The organism is Streptomyces sp. NBC_00354 (assembly GCF_036106915.1).
Lineage (GTDB): Bacteria > Actinomycetota > Actinomycetes > Streptomycetales > Streptomycetaceae > Streptomyces.
Genome location: NZ_CP107983.1, coordinates 441477 through 454536 on the forward strand (window position 1 = coordinate 441477; position 13060 = coordinate 454536).

Annotated in this window: 13 protein-coding genes and 1 pseudogene; 6 read left to right on the forward strand and 8 right to left on the reverse strand. The window is 71.0% G+C overall.

Features of this window, described 5'->3' with window-relative positions; genetic code table 11:
- Window position 1: 1 nt before the first annotated feature.
- Window positions 2–670 (reverse strand): HEAT repeat domain-containing protein, encoded by a 669-nt coding sequence (locus OHT74_RS02110; RefSeq protein ID WP_328619088.1) that lies wholly within the window; start codon window positions 668–670, stop codon window positions 2–4.
- A 452-nt stretch (window positions 671–1122) separates the two neighbouring features.
- Here OHT74_RS02110 and OHT74_RS02115 point away from each other — a divergent pair, with 452 nt between their 5' ends.
- Window positions 1123–1965 (forward strand): class I SAM-dependent methyltransferase, encoded by an 843-nt coding sequence (locus OHT74_RS02115; protein WP_328619089.1) that lies wholly within the window; start codon window positions 1123–1125, stop codon window positions 1963–1965.
- A gap of 182 nt (window positions 1966–2147) precedes the next feature.
- Here the strand turns inward: OHT74_RS02115 and OHT74_RS02120 are convergent, their stop codons facing one another.
- Window positions 2148–3467, reverse strand: a complete 1320-nt coding sequence (locus OHT74_RS02120; protein ID WP_443047248.1) for an NAD(P)/FAD-dependent oxidoreductase — start codon at window positions 3465–3467, stop codon at window positions 2148–2150.
- Window positions 3468–3648: 181 nt separating this feature from the next.
- Window positions 3649–4791 carry a serine hydrolase domain-containing protein gene (locus OHT74_RS02125; RefSeq protein WP_328619091.1) on the reverse strand — a complete coding sequence of 381 codons (1143 nt, stop codon included), beginning with the start codon at window positions 4789–4791 and terminating at the stop codon, window positions 3649–3651.
- A gap of 340 nt (window positions 4792–5131) precedes the next feature.
- Between OHT74_RS02125 and OHT74_RS02130 the strand changes: the two genes are divergently transcribed.
- The gene (locus OHT74_RS02130; protein WP_266660025.1) at window positions 5132–6340 is read left to right on the forward strand and encodes an MFS transporter; all 1209 of its coding nucleotides are present in this window, start codon (window positions 5132–5134) and stop codon (window positions 6338–6340) included.
- Between the two features lie 77 nt (window positions 6341–6417).
- Window positions 6418–6872: pseudogene (locus OHT74_RS02135) on the forward strand (maleylpyruvate isomerase N-terminal domain-containing protein); the annotation flags it as partial.
- A 35-nt stretch (window positions 6873–6907) separates the two neighbouring features.
- Here OHT74_RS02135 and OHT74_RS02140 read toward each other — a convergent pair.
- Window positions 6908–7288, reverse strand: a complete 381-nt coding sequence (locus OHT74_RS02140) for a VOC family protein (RefSeq protein ID WP_266660027.1) — start codon at window positions 7286–7288, stop codon at window positions 6908–6910.
- Between the two features lie 237 nt (window positions 7289–7525).
- Here OHT74_RS02140 and OHT74_RS02145 point away from each other — a divergent pair, with 237 nt between their 5' ends.
- Window positions 7526–8104 (forward strand): CHAP domain-containing protein, encoded by a 579-nt coding sequence (locus OHT74_RS02145; RefSeq protein WP_328619092.1) that lies wholly within the window; start codon window positions 7526–7528, stop codon window positions 8102–8104.
- 122 nt (window positions 8105–8226) lie between these two features.
- On the opposite strand, the gene OHT74_RS02150 is transcribed toward OHT74_RS02145, so the two are convergent.
- The 3 genes from OHT74_RS02150 to OHT74_RS02160 all read right to left on the reverse strand — a co-directional run bounded on the left by OHT74_RS02150 (window position 8227) and on the right by OHT74_RS02160 (window position 11355).
- Entirely contained in the window at window positions 8227–9198 is a 972-nt protein-coding gene (locus OHT74_RS02150; protein WP_328619093.1) for an RICIN domain-containing protein, read from the reverse strand.
- Between the two features lie 402 nt (window positions 9199–9600).
- Entirely contained in the window at window positions 9601–10431 is an 831-nt protein-coding gene (locus tag OHT74_RS02155; RefSeq protein WP_266999212.1) for a helix-turn-helix domain-containing protein, read from the reverse strand.
- A 201-nt stretch (window positions 10432–10632) separates the two neighbouring features.
- Window positions 10633–11355 (reverse strand): PP2C family protein-serine/threonine phosphatase, encoded by a 723-nt coding sequence (locus OHT74_RS02160; protein ID WP_328619094.1) that lies wholly within the window; start codon window positions 11353–11355, stop codon window positions 10633–10635.
- Window positions 11356–11390: 35 nt separating this feature from the next.
- On the opposite strand from OHT74_RS02160, the gene OHT74_RS02165 reads away from it, so the two are divergent.
- Window positions 11391–11780 carry a hypothetical protein gene (locus tag OHT74_RS02165; protein WP_328619095.1) on the forward strand — a complete coding sequence of 130 codons (390 nt, stop codon included), beginning with the start codon at window positions 11391–11393 and terminating at the stop codon, window positions 11778–11780.
- 138 nt (window positions 11781–11918) lie between these two features.
- Here OHT74_RS02165 and OHT74_RS02170 read toward each other — a convergent pair whose 3' ends face one another.
- Window positions 11919–12512 carry a helix-turn-helix domain-containing protein gene (locus tag OHT74_RS02170; protein WP_328619096.1) on the reverse strand — a complete coding sequence of 198 codons (594 nt, stop codon included), beginning with the start codon at window positions 12510–12512 and terminating at the stop codon, window positions 11919–11921.
- Between OHT74_RS02170 and OHT74_RS02175 the strand changes: the two genes are divergently transcribed.
- Window positions 12511–13029 carry a GNAT family N-acetyltransferase gene (locus OHT74_RS02175; RefSeq protein WP_328619097.1) on the forward strand — a complete coding sequence of 173 codons (519 nt, stop codon included), beginning with the start codon at window positions 12511–12513 and terminating at the stop codon, window positions 13027–13029. The genes OHT74_RS02170 and OHT74_RS02175 overlap by 2 nt on opposite strands.
- Window positions 13030–13060: the final 31 nt, after the last annotated feature.

Genomic DNA, 13060 nt, shown 5'->3' on the forward strand with positions numbered 1-13060 from the left:
CCTACGCTCCTCCTGGCTGGTCCTGCAGGGCCGCAACGCGCTTCGCCTCCTCGATCGCGGACTCGAATCCGGCATCCGGGTCGCGCAGCAGCCGTTCCGTGGCGACCGCATGGTGACGGACGCGAGGGTCGAGATCCCTCATCGCAGCATGCAGGACCGGCAGAACGGCATCACCGAGGGCGATCATCGCCCGGCTGAGGCTCAACTGCGTCTCACGCCCGCCTCGCCCCAGCTGTGCCGCCAGCGCTCCGGCCAGCTCGGACTGCTCACCCTCGGGCACGAGCACAGCCGCTGCCCGCCAGGCACTCCGCGCCACCTCCTCGTCCCCGTCGGACAGGAGCGCCCGTGTGATCGCCGGCCACGCCTGCCGGTCCCCGATCTTGGACAACGTGTGCAATGCCTGGCTTCGTGCCTGCGCCCGCTCGGAACGGAGCTCAACGACGAGCCGTGGGACCGTCATGGATGCCGTGTGACGGGTGAGCGCCCACGTAAGCATCTCGCGTACGTAGAACTCGGGCTCGATCGCGCACCGCTCGATGAGCTTCTCGACGGACCGCGCTTCCGGGATCGAGCCGATCGCAAGGGCTGCCCGCAGTCGCACCGACGAGCGGCTGTCTTCCAGCCCCTGGAGGGCTCGCGCCGTGTTCGTGTCCTGTTCCACCGTGGTCATCGGAACCACCTCCTTGACCGCAGTGAAGACCTTGTCATCGTGTCAAGGTCAAGAACGGCCATGCCGAGGCCGAGTGCCACGCGGCGGGCGTTTCTGCAGGCCGGCCGGCGTCAGCCGATCCGCCTCGGAACGGATCGTCAGCGACTCCCCCGGCTTCATCCAGCAGTCGTCACAGAGCGGTTCGGCGAACAGGCAGAGGTCGATGTCGCCCCCGTTCTCCACCGGCATGCTGCTGCGGCCCACTGGTCCCCCCAAAGATCGTCCCCGCCGTCGCACTGCACACCCTGGGTCGCCGCAGCGCCCTCCGGCGCAGCCGGACCGGCTCTCGCCCTCCTTGGTCCGTACCGCCTTCCCGGGCGCTCCTCACCCGTCCGGCGCCCGTCGGCCGGGCCAGGTCGGATTCCTCTGCTAGAAAGGTCGTGACACAGCGTCAGGTGATGGAGGCGGACGGCATGACCGATTCGGCGGACGCGCGCGAGGCGGACCGTGCGCTCAAGGCGAAGCACCGGACGATGTGGGCGCTCGGCGACTACCCGGCCGTCGCCACACGGGTCGTCTCGGCGCTCGGACCCGTACTGGTGGAGGCCTGCGGGGTGAAACACGGCGACCGGGTGCTCGACATCGCCGCCGGATCGGGGAACGCCGCCATTCCGGCCGCGCTGGCCGGCGGCAACGTGATCGCGTCCGACCTGACGCCCGAGCTTCTGGACGTAGGGCGGCGGGAGGCCGCGGCGCGCGGCGCCGAGCTGCGCTGGCAGGAGGCCGACGCCGAGGCGCTGCCCTACGCCTACGGGGCGTTCGACACGGTCATGTCCTGCGTCGGGGTCATGTTCGCCCCGCACCACCAGGAATGCGCCGACGAACTGGTGCGGGTCTGCCGGCCGGGCGGCACGATCGGGCTGATCAACTGGACCCCGGAGGGGTTCATCGGGCAGATGTTCGCCACCATGAAGCCGTACGCGCCGCCTCCGCCCCCCGGGGCGCAGCCGCCGCCCCTGTGGGGGCGGGAGGAGCACGTCCGTACGCTCCTCGGCGACCGCGTCACCGGGGTCGAGGCGCGTCGGCAGACCATCCGCGTGGACCTCTTCGAGAAGCCCGAGAGCTTCCGCCAGTTCTTCAAGGCCACCTACGGACCGACGATCGCGGTCTACCGGAACATCGCCGACGACCCGGAGAAGACCGCTGCCCTGGACCGGGCCCTCGACGAACTGGCGGGCGGCGCGCTCCGGGACGGGGTGATGGAGTGGGAGTACCTCCTGGTCACGGCGCGCCGAAGCGGCGATGCACCTGCCTGAGGCCCACCGGGCCGTATGCCGGTGCATCCGGGCGGTCTGAATCAGGTTCCCCACAGGTGTCACCCGGTACGGCCGTGGCCACCTTGCCGGGTCCGGTCACGACGGCGCAGTCCGCCCTGTCTCGTTTCAGGTCTTCTTCCCGGTCCCCGGCGTCCAGCCCGGGTGAGGTGCCGGGCCTGCGCTCAGCCTGGGATGAGTGCATCCCACTGGTCTCGGGTCGGGCCGTCGTGCTCGGGCGAGAAGTCCGGGTGGGCAGCCAGCCAGGCGGTGACGTGTCGGTCGACTTCGTCCGTGCCGTAGGCCTCGTCGGCCGGTCGCACGAGATGGCGTACCTGCGCTCGAGCTCTCATGACGACGGGGTCGTCAAAGGCGCAGGCGCCCAGTGCCGCAGCCCGTCGATCTGACGGTGTTGAGCTCTCGGCGAGGCGTTGCTCGGTGGCGCGGTCGGCCGTCACCTGTGCGTCGAACCAAGGGCGGAGGGCCTGCACCGTCCAGGTGTGGTAGCCGATGGGGTCTGCGGCGATCTGGTCGACATGGGTGGCGATGTGCTGGGCGACGCGCAGGCCGAGGGACACTCCGTGGCCCGAGGTGGGGTTGGTGTGGATGAGGCTGTCCCCGGCGTTGACCAGGCCGGTGACGACAGGTCCGTCGTCGTCGGCGAGGGCGGTCCATCGGTTGTCCAGGCCGGCCATCGGCAGGACCGCTGACAGCGGTTCGGGAGCCAGGTCGAGCCAGGCGGCCGTGGCGGGGAAGCGGCGGGCTGCGGCCTCGAACACAGCCGGGTCGGTGAGCGCGCCGCGGGTCGGATCACCCGTGGAGAGCACCAGGTTGACCGCGAAGGTGTCGTTGTCGGAAGGGAAGACGCCGGCGAACGCGAACGGTGCGGCCGAGCCGGGTTTCACCCGCCCGGGGTTACGCGGGCCGTCGGCACGCAAGCGGTACCAGCGGCACAGATAGGCGATCCCGGTGCGGTGGCTGTCGACCACGGGCGGACGGCAGCCGGCCGCGACCAGCCATGCGGGCACCGGCGAGCGACGGCCGGCCGCATCGACGACGAGGTCCGCCTCGTGCATGTCCGCGCCCACCTGCACGCCGGTGACCCGGGCAGGGCGGCCCTCCTCGACGGTGAGGGCTCGCACGCGGCAGCCTCGTCGCACATCAACGGTGCGTTCCCGCCGCACGGCCGCGGTCAAGGCGGCCTCCAGCACGATGCGGCGGGTGCGCAGGGTCACCAGGTCCTCATCGCCGGCCCGACGCGGCGGATGCTCACCGAACCAGTCGAACTCGTGGTACTCCCGGGCTCCGCGTGCCAGCAGGTCCGCGTAGACATCAGGGGTCTCGGTGCGCAACACGGTGCGCACGGGCGCGAGGAGCGAGTGGGGTTGGACGGCCTGCGGTATTCGGGGCCTGTCCCAGTGGAAGAAGTCCCGGTTCAGGTCCTCTCCGGCCTGTCGCGCGTCCTGCTCGAACAACGTGACCGTGTGGCCCCGTCGGCCCAGCATGAGCGCCGTCCCCAGCCCGCTGATACCCCCACCGATCACCGCAACCCGCGCCACTGAAGCTCCCCTTCGCGTCGTGTTGCGGCACGAGCCTACTGCTTGGTGATCTCCGAGCGGGAACCGGGTCGTCGTTCGTCGCGGTGCGGGGGACGGGGCACGAAAGCAGGGCGCGGATCCGAGGTGCTCAGCCCGTCGGCTGAGCCGGCTCGGTCTGCCCGCCGCAGAACACCTCCTGCACGAGCTTCTGCTTCACGTTCTCGAACACCCCGGCTATGGCGGCCAAGTCGAGCTCGGCGTCCCCCATGGTCAGCGAGCCGGTCAGGGTCCTGCTGCCCTCGGGTGTGCTGTACATCAGCGCCGCCCAGCCCCAGAAGCCGCCGTTGTGCTGGAGGATGGTGCCACCGTCTTCCGCCTCCTCCACGAACACCCCCAGTCCGTAACCCATCTTGGGGTGCGGCCTGCGCATCTCGGCCAGCAGTGGGGCCGGCAGGAGCTTCCCGCTCATCAGCGCGGAGAAGAAGGTGTGGAGGTCCTGGCTGGTCGAGATCATGTCACCGGCGGCGGAGATCCAGGAGGGGTTGAACCGGGTGGTGTCGGCCACCTTCCACTGGCCGGCGTCCTCGTACGTGTAGTAGCCGTGGGCGTGCGGCTCGGGGATCTCCGGCGAGGCGTCCGGCACCACCGTGCCGGTCAGGCCCAGCGGACCCAGGATCAGCCGCTGCATCTCCTCGGCGTAGGAGCGGCCGGTGGCCTTCTCGATCAGCAGCCTGGCCAGCACGTAGTTGGTGTTGGAGTAGCTCCAGTCCGTCCCCGGCTCGAACCGCGCGGGCTTGGACAACGCCATCCGCACCAGCTCCTCCGGCTGGTAGGTGCGGAACTGGTTGTCCATCCACTCCTTGCCCATCCCGGGGACTCCACCGGGCACGACCGTCCCGTCGTCGTAGATCTCGCCGGTGAAGCTGAACAGACCGCTGGTGTGCTGGAGCAGCATCCGCACCGTGATCTGTCGGTCCAGCCCGAACTCGGTCAGGTAGTCGTCCGCCGGGGTGTCCAGCCCGACCTTGCCCTCGGCCACCAGTTGCAGCACCAGGGTCGCGGTGAAGGTCTTGGTGATGCTGCCGACGCGGAAGTGCCCGTTGGCCAGCGGCTTGGCCGTCTCGCCCAGCTTGCGCACCCCGGCGTTGCCGACCCACTGGCCCCGCTCATCGTGGACGCGCAGCTGCACCCCGGCGAAGCCGGAATCGACGATCTCCTGGATGGCGTTCTGCAGCTCCGGGCGATCCGGCCCGGTAGCGGTGTTCGTGGTGGTGTGGAGGGACTCATCCATGGTCGTTCCTCAGCTCGCGACGGTAGGTGTTCGGCACGGCTCGAGAGTGCAACGGTGGTCCTGGCGGCTCCCGTTGCGTCGTCGAGGCGGCCATGCGACGAGCGTGCACCCTGCCCCAAGGTCAAGGTCAACCCCTGTCGCGACCATGGACTGACCGACACCGATCGCAAGCCTCCCCGGCATGGACCAGCCGTCCCGACCACGTGGCCGCTCAACGGGAGGCTCCGGCTGCGGGCTGGAAGTCGTACGACTGGTAAGGCCGGGTGGTCGCGCGACACCGGACGGGGGGTCGGAACAGCGTCGGGTGGTGGCTGGGTGGTCACGCGTCTAACTTCAGTTCATGGAGTCGACGAGTGGCGACCGGGCTACCGAGACAACGGCCGGCCTCGGGGCCAGACTCGTTGTCCTGGCGTGGCTGACGCAGTTTCTGGTGGGGACCGACCTCTTCGTGGTGGCGCCGCTCCTTCCCGCCATCGCCGCGTCACTCGATGTGTCGCCTGCCAGTACCGGTCTGGTGATCACGGTCTTCTCCATCGCTTACGTGGTGGCTTCGCCCTTCGCCGGCTGGCTCTCCGACCGAAAGGACCGCGCCACGATCCTGGTGTGGGCCCTGCTGCTGTTCTCGGTGGCCAACATCGGTACCGCCCTGGCGCCGAACTTCGGCCTGCTGCTGGTGACCCGCGTGGTGGCCGGCGTCGCAGCCGCGGCCACCGGCCCCACCGTGTACTCCCTGGTCAGCACCCGAGCGCGGCCCCAGGCACGGGCCCAGGTGCTGGCCGTCGTGGGATCGGGTCTGCTGACTGCCCTGTGGGTGGGCGCCCCGGCGGGGTCGCTGCTGAGCCAGCACGTGGGATGGGAGGCCACCTTCGTCATCCTCGCCGCCGGCACGTTCCTGCTGGCCCTGCCCAATGCGTTCGCCTGGCGTAACGGGCCAGGTTCGGCGAGCGGCACACCGAAGGAGCCGGTGGAGGCAGACGGGCGGACCGGTACGGGCATCGCGATGTCCGGCGTCGCGGTCACCACCCTGTGGGCCTTCTCCGTCTACAGCCTCTACACCTTCCTGGCCGTTGCGCTGCACGCCGACGGCAGGGCGACCGAGGTGACGTGGCTGCTCGTTGTCTACGGGGTCGGAGCCGTCATCGGCGGGCAGGTGGGCGGCCGGTTCGCCGACCGGGCCGGCGCCGTACGCGTCACCAGGGCGGCATTGGCCCTGACGGCCGTACTGGAGGCCGTCGTGGCCCTCGTCTATCCGGTCACCTGGGGCCTGGCCTGTGGTCTCGGACTCTTCGCGCTGGCGGGGTATGCGTTCTTCCCCGCCCAGCAGCGCCACCTGGTGGACATGTTTCCCGACCGGGCGACCGGCATTCTGTCGTGGAACAACAGCGCGCTGTTCGTCGGCCTGTCCCTGGCGGGCGCCGTCGGGGGGCAGGCCGTGCACTCGCTCGGTTACCCGGCGTTCCTGTACATCGGCGCCGCCGCGGCCGTAGCGGCGTTCCTGGTCGCCCGTTGGCGACCGGGCCGGCCGTCCGGGCAGGCGGTCCGGCCATGACCCGTTCGCCGCGCGCCCGCCGCGTCAGCTGCGGAAATCACTGTCCGTCGGGCGCAGCACGGTGATAGACAGTCAGGGCCGCCACCATCGCCGCATGGACTGCCTCCGCGGCCAAGTCCGCACCGGAAGGCGTCCCGGCAGTACCTCGGGAGCGCGAGGCCCTGCAGGCCTGGTTGGCCGCATCGACGCAGGAGCTGCTGGACGCACTGCGGGAGGCCGGCCCGGATCGCGGTTGCCGGACGTGGTGGGGTGCGTCGCAGTCACCGCAGACCTGCGGTGCCGCTTCCACGCGACCGAGGGCCACTCCTGGCGCCTCACGGTCGACGGCGACGGCGCCCGCTTCACCCGTCTCCCCGCACCCGGCACGACGCCCGCTGCCGACGAGGACCCGGACGCGGCCGGCACCTCCGTCCGCGGCACGGCCAGTGAGCTGGTCCTCTTCATGTACGACCGCATCCCGGCGGACTCCCTGCAGAACGACGGAGACGCAGGTCTGATCGACCTGCTCCGCGCCTGGGAGCCGGAGGAGTAGTACCTGGCGATGCGCCACCTCGCCCGCCCGCGCCGTCAGGGCTGGAGCCGCGTGCGCAGGAGGCAGAATTCGTTGCCTTCCGGGTCGGCCAGGACGTGCCAGCTCTCGGTACCGGTCTGACCGACGTCGGCGGGCCTGGCGCCGAGAGCGAGCAGCCGCTCCAGCTCGGCGTCCTGGTCACGGTCGGTGGCGCTGACGTCGATGTGCAGTCGGAGCTTCCCGGGCCGCGGGTCGCTGCTGGGGCTGAGGACAAGGGTGGGCTGCGGGCCGCCGAAACCGGCGTCGGGCGGCCCGATCTCGATGCTTCCGTCGTCCTCCCGGCCGAGTTCGACGTAGCCGAGGACCTTGCTCCAGAACGCGGCGAGCCGCTCAGGGTCGGCGGCGTCGATGACCAACTCGCTGATGCGGCATGCCATGCCCGTCAGTGTACGTAGCCAACCCGCGAGACCGCCTAGCGCACCGAGCGGCGCTCGCCTCCGAGCTGATCCCAGACGGCAAACAGCACTCGCTGAGCTGCACGGACAGCGGGCCGGACAGGTCCGGACAGTCCCGGACAGCGGGTTCGCTTGGCCGCGCCGCGCCGCCCCGTCGAGAGTTCTGCCATCCCAGCGAACAGCCGTGCGAACCACGGCTCTCGACCGATGGAGTCAGCCATGCGCAAGTTCACTTCACTCGCGGCCAGGGGCGCCGTGATCACCCTCCTCGCCGGTACCGCGTTGGCCGCCACCGGCACCGCCAACGCCCAGCCGGCCTCGTTGGGAGCGAACATCGCCACCACCGCCAAGGGACAGATCGGTGCGGGCCCGTGCGGCCTGAACAACAAGGGCAGCTACTGGGGCCGGGGCACCGCCCAGACCGGCAGCTGCGGCCCCGACCACACCGAAGCGCACCCCTGGTGCGCCGACTTCGTCGGCTGGGTGTGGTGGAAGAACAACGTGGGCGGCAGGATGAGCAGGCTCGGCGACCTCGCCTCCAGCTTCACCGGCTACGGTCCGATGCACTCGACCCCGAAGGTCGGCGACGCGATCCTCTACAACCAGCACACCTCGGACGTCGGAGACGACCACGTGGCCATCGTGGTGGCCATATCCGGCTCAAGGATCACCGTGGTGGGCGGAAATCAGGGCCGACCCGGCAGTGTGAGCTCCCACACCTGGACCTCGTACAAGGTCGGTACCCGGGTCAACGACACTCAGTGGATCAGCGGATACGTCACCCCGGTGGCCGGCTGACCTCACGCAGGTGGCCCGCCGCCCTCCCCGGGGCGGCGGGTCGCCTGCTCACACCGGGCCCGCGGATCCGCGTACCTTGAGCCGGCAGGCGGCAGGCGGCAGCCGGGGTCGCGGACCTGCCGTCAGCTCGGGACGGCCGCCTGAGGAAGCAGGTCGACGAGGAAGCGCTGGGCGGGTTGGTCGCCGCAGGGTTGTTGGACCGCCTCGGCCCCGGCGGTCGTCTCGCCGTCAAGGATTCCCAGGCAGAGCTCGGTGTGTGCGCGCCGAAGGCGGTAGCCCTCCGCCGTATTGCTGAAGCGCTCGATCCGGAAGAACTGTGCATCCTTGTCTGCGAGGCAGTTGCCCTGCGGCTCCACCAGGCCTTTGGCGGGGCCGCTGTCGAGGATGGTCAGACAGCCCATTCCCTTGCTCGTCGGATGCTCCCACTTGATGTTGGCCAGGTCGTCGCCGTTGGGCTGCAAGAACGAGCGCGGGCCGGGGTCTGCGCAGGGGCGCTGGACCGCTACCTCGGACCGGTACCGCCCGGAGCGTTCCTTCCCCGCCGTGAGGCACAACTCCGGTGTCTGCGCGGGGCGGATGCGGGCCCAGCTCCCGGCGGAGACGACGGCGAGGAGCGCAGGACGGCGGTTGGCCGGGGCACCCGTCATGCGTGAGCCCGAGGTCATGAGATCGAAGCTCAGCAGAACACCGGCCGCGAGAGCTCCCACCAGCGTCACGGCGGCCACCACGGTCACGGGCCGCCTCCGGTGTCCGGTTGTTCCCGTTGGCGGCGACTGTTCCTCGGTGTCGCGGCCGCCACCGGCGTCCGCAAGAGCGTCCCCGCTCGCCAGGCGCTCCCAGGCCCCCAGCCACTGCGCCGACTTGTCCTCTTCACCGCAGGCGCGGACGAACGCGGCAACCGTCTCGCGGCGGGGCAAGGTGCGCTTGCGCAGGAGGTCGGCGACGGTGCTTCGCGGCAGGATGTCGCCCCGCGCCACCGCCCGGCTCTCCAGCTGCCGCAGGGTCAGGCCGGACCGGGCCTTGAGCCCCCGCAACGCGGCTGTGAACGCTTCGACGCTGCGTATGTCGGCAGGCTGTAACTCGATCTCATCCATCCGACCAGGAGTAGTGCACAGGACGACGGCAGGCAACGGGTTCCTCGGCCGACCGGACGAAAGCCTGGAGTCTTCGCGCCGCGGTGTCGTTCCACCCGCCGGTGACCCCCGTACACCGGCGGTGTCCCCTACGTGGACGCATGTACGACGCCCGCCCGCCGGCCGTCAGTGGCCGTCGCCTCCACCGCCCTCCCGACGCCTGCGGCGGCGTCGGCCGAGGGCTCCCGCCAAACCGATCAAGCCGCCTGTGAGCGCGCCGGACACGAGGATGCGCAAAAAATCTTCCATGGAGTACTCCCCCTTCTGGGCCAGGTTCACCAAGTGCTCAGGTGCCTGATCAACTACGAACGGGGACACTATCGGCGTGCAGCCGGCCTGGCTTGGACAAATTTGACCTCGCCCTCACAGGGCGAGGGCTCCCTCCGTCACTCGGGCGGCAGCCACCTGGCCGGGGGTGGTCTCGGCCAGGGCGCGGAACTCGCGGTTGAGGTGGGCCTGGTCGTAGAAGCCGCAGGCGGCCGTCACTTCGGTGAGATGCGCGCCCTCGCGAGAGAGCAGCCTCACGGCCCGGTGGAAGCGCAGCACTCGGGCGGACATCTTGGGCGTCAGGCCTATCTGTTCGGTGAAGCGGCGGACCAGGTAGCCCTGGCTCCAGCCCACTTCGGCCGCGATCCGGCCGATCTGGATCGCCCCGCCGGCGTGGGACAGCAGTCGCCAGGCATGGCTCACCTCGGGCGCGGGATGCGGGCCACGTTCGATGCGGGCCGCCAACGCGACGTCGAGCAGGTCGAACCGGGCTCCCCAGTCGCCGGTGGCTGCCAGTTGCTCCGCCAGCACTCCGGCCTCGGGGCCAAGGACGTCGCAGAGCCCGATCACCCGGTTGGTCAACTCGCTCATCGGCATGGCGAACAGCCGGTAGGCGCCCAGTGGGGTCAACTCGAGCCGGATCGCCTCCTGGCCACCCGGGTGGTCACACACCCGGGGCCCGTCCTCCAGCCCCGCAACCAGCGAGCCGGTCACCTGGCTGTCCGGACTCGAGTCCCCCAGCCGATGGACCTGGGTGAACGGCTCCCCCAGGCTGATCACCACGACCGCCCGACCCGTGGGAACCAACCGCACCCGATAGGGTACGGCGCCCGCTGCCTCCCAGTAGCCGGCGTAGCTGTGCACGAACGGGCGCAACTGTGCAGGCCACGGGCGGGTCACCCGCCACCGGCCGCCCACCCGGGTCATCGCGACTCCCCGACCGGCTGTGACTGCGCTTCCGGCCACCTGCACGTCCTTCCCCCTCCAGTGGCGACGAGCGCCCGGCGCCGGCCGAGCCCCCTGACGGGTGGGTACGCCTCGGCCCTGCACCACTCCCTGATCAAGCACCCAGCATCCCAGAGCGTACGGGCGGGCTCCCGAGCCGGCTTCGACTCCGACGTGAACCGCTCAGGTGTGGCTGTGCGGGGCGATCGCGAGCATCGCGATGTCGTCGTGAAGGTTGCGGGTATGCCGGGGAAGGTCAGTGTTCAGGAAGTTGACGACGTCGGCGGGTCCGGGAGCCGCTCGGCCCTCGAAACGGTGGCGGAGCCGGTCCACGAGCGGATAGAAGACGCCGCTGGTGTCGCGGGCCTCCACCAGCCCGTCCGTGACCAGTAGCAATACGTCGCCGCGGGTGAGCCGGTGGCTCCACGCCACCGGCCCGTCCGCCGCAGCCAGGCCGCCCAGGCCGAGCGGCAGTGCCGGCGGGCCTTCCAGCATGCGCACCTCGCCGCAGGAGATCAGCACCGGCTCCACGTGCCCGTGGTTGGTCACCGTCACCCGGTGCGCCAGGCTGTCGTACTCGATGAGCACGGCAGTGGCGAACAGCTCCTCGTCCGGGATCTCCTCGGCCTCCCGGGCCAGCCGCCGCTCCAGCCGGGCGGCGACGGCCGGCAGGTCCTCCGCCTCGTACGCGGCCTCACGGAAGCTGCCGAGGATCGCCGCGACCGTACGGACCGCCGGGAGACCCTTGCCGCGTACGTCGCCGACGATGGCACGCTCCCCGGCCCGGGTGGCGCGGATGTCGAAGAGGTCGCCGCCCACCATGGTCCCGGCCTCGCTCGGCCGGTACAGGCTGGCCGCCAGCACGTGCCCGACCTGGTGCGGCACCGGGCGAAGCAGGGCCCGCATCAGGGCCTCGGCGACCGAGTTGGCGTGGACGCACGATGCTGGCGGCGCTCGGGGCGGTCGGCCTGGGGGGCGCCCTGCCCGCGTCCGCGGCGGACGGGGGGATGCTCCCGCACCCCGGGCCCGAAGGGCTGGTGTGGGTGGAGGAGTTCCGGGGCGACGGCGGCGTCGCCTCGGGCGGTGCCTGGGAGAGCCTGCCGACCATCCTCACGGTGGCCTGCGAGGGAGGCGGCAACGTGCGGGTGACGATGGAATCGAACGGGGTGGGGACCGTGGCCGCGTTCGACGTGGAGTGCCCGGTCGGCAGCGCCGGAGTCGGCTCGGTCCGCATGGACGCGGGCGTCGTGCGCCCGGGCAGCTTCACGATCGGCGTCGACGCGTCGGCGCAGACCACTCGCTGGTCGCTGACGGTGACGCAGCCGGAATAGCGGCAGCCCGCCGGGCCGGGGCCACGCAGCGCGGCCCCGGCCCGGCACCCGGAGCACCGGCTCGTTCCGAATGGCTTCGCGATCGCCGTTCCGGCTACGGCGGCGAGCAGAAACGTGGCACCTCGGGGAAGGGGCGGGTCATGGCCGTGTGCCGCGGGCGAGGATGACGGCGTAGCGGCACTCAGTGTCGGTGGTGTTGGCGAAGACGCGCGGGATGGGCTCGCCGAGTTCGATGGTGTCGCCCCCGTCGAGTTCGTGGACCGTGTCCCCGTCGTGGAAGGTCAGGTGGCCGTCGAGGACCCAGACGACCTGTCGTACGAAGGCGAAGGCTGCGGCCGGATAGGGTACGCGGGCTCCCGGGGGCAGGTGGATCTCGGCGATCTCCGCGGGGAACTGCGGGCCGGTGATCTGGCGGCGCCGGTAGCCGGTGGCGGGGTCGCGCCACTCGGCCGCGTCGGCCTCGCGGTGCACTCCGGCGGTTCGTGCCGCGTCGTCGTCCTGCGCTCCTTCGGCGAGGGCGAGCAAGGAGGCGATGCTGAGCTGGAAGGCGGCGGACAGCTTGCCCAGGACCACGGCGGTGGGGCTGCTCTCGCCACGCTCGATCCGGCTGATCATGGCCTGGGAGACGCCCGAGGCGTCCGCGAGCCGGGCCAGGGTCCAGCGGCGGCGTTCCCGTTCGGTGCGGACGCGGGCTGCGATCCGGGCCACCAGGGGATCTACTATGTTGGACATGAATCCAATATACGAGAGGCGTCGAGCCGTGACGGTACGCCGGGCACTCCCCGGCGACGCGGAGGCCGTCCGCGCGATCCGCAACCACGCGATCGAGCATTCGACGGCCCTGTGGACGGACGCCCTGCAGTCCCCGGCCGAGGGGGCGGCCTGGCTCGCCGCCCACCTGGCGCGCGGCTCGGCGTTCGTGGCCGAGGTGGAGGGCGAGACGGCCGGCTTCGCGGTCTACGGTCCGTGGCGGGAGAAGGACGGGTACCGCCACACCGTGGAGGACTCGGTCTACGTCCGCGAGGGCATGCACGGGCTCGGCATCGGATCCGCGCTGCTGGCCGTCCTCATCGCCTCGGCGCGCGATGCCGGCCACCACGTCGTGGTCGCCGGCATCGAAGCCGAGAACACCGCATCCATCCGGCTGCACGAAAGGTTCGGGTTCCGCCATGCCGGCACGGTGCCGGAGGTCGGCACCAAGTTCGGCCGATGGCTCGACCTGACCCTCATGCAGCTGCCCCTGACCTGAGCAGCCGGCGAAAGGGTGGACACCGTCAGGG

Coding starts and splice junctions, on each gene's coding strand:
- OHT74_RS02110 (WP_328619088.1), bottom strand. CDS start 670: ATGACCACGGTGGAACAGGACACGAACACGGCGCGAGCCCTCCAGGGG.
- OHT74_RS02115 (WP_328619089.1), top strand. CDS start 1,123: ATGACCGATTCGGCGGACGCGCGCGAGGCGGACCGTGCGCTCAAGGCG.
- OHT74_RS02120 (WP_443047248.1), bottom strand. CDS start 3,467: ATGCTGGGCCGACGGGGCCACACGGTCACGTTGTTCGAGCAGGACGCG.
- OHT74_RS02125 (WP_328619091.1), bottom strand. CDS start 4,791: ATGGATGAGTCCCTCCACACCACCACGAACACCGCTACCGGGCCGGAT.
- OHT74_RS02130 (WP_266660025.1), top strand. CDS start 5,132: ATGGAGTCGACGAGTGGCGACCGGGCTACCGAGACAACGGCCGGCCTC.
- OHT74_RS02140 (WP_266660027.1), bottom strand. CDS start 7,288: ATGGCATGCCGCATCAGCGAGTTGGTCATCGACGCCGCCGACCCTGAG.
- OHT74_RS02145 (WP_328619092.1), top strand. CDS start 7,526: ATGCGCAAGTTCACTTCACTCGCGGCCAGGGGCGCCGTGATCACCCTC.
- OHT74_RS02150 (WP_328619093.1), bottom strand. CDS start 9,198: ATGGATGAGATCGAGTTACAGCCTGCCGACATACGCAGCGTCGAAGCG.
- OHT74_RS02155 (WP_266999212.1), bottom strand. CDS start 10,431: ATGACCCGGGTGGGCGGCCGGTGGCGGGTGACCCGCCCGTGGCCTGCA.
- OHT74_RS02160 (WP_328619094.1), bottom strand. CDS start 11,355: ATGCGGGCCCTGCTTCGCCCGGTGCCGCACCAGGTCGGGCACGTGCTG.
- OHT74_RS02165 (WP_328619095.1), top strand. CDS start 11,391: ATGCTGGCGGCGCTCGGGGCGGTCGGCCTGGGGGGCGCCCTGCCCGCG.
- OHT74_RS02175 (WP_328619097.1), top strand. CDS start 12,511: ATGAATCCAATATACGAGAGGCGTCGAGCCGTGACGGTACGCCGGGCA.
- OHT74_RS02170 (WP_328619096.1), bottom strand. CDS start 12,512: ATGTCCAACATAGTAGATCCCCTGGTGGCCCGGATCGCAGCCCGCGTC.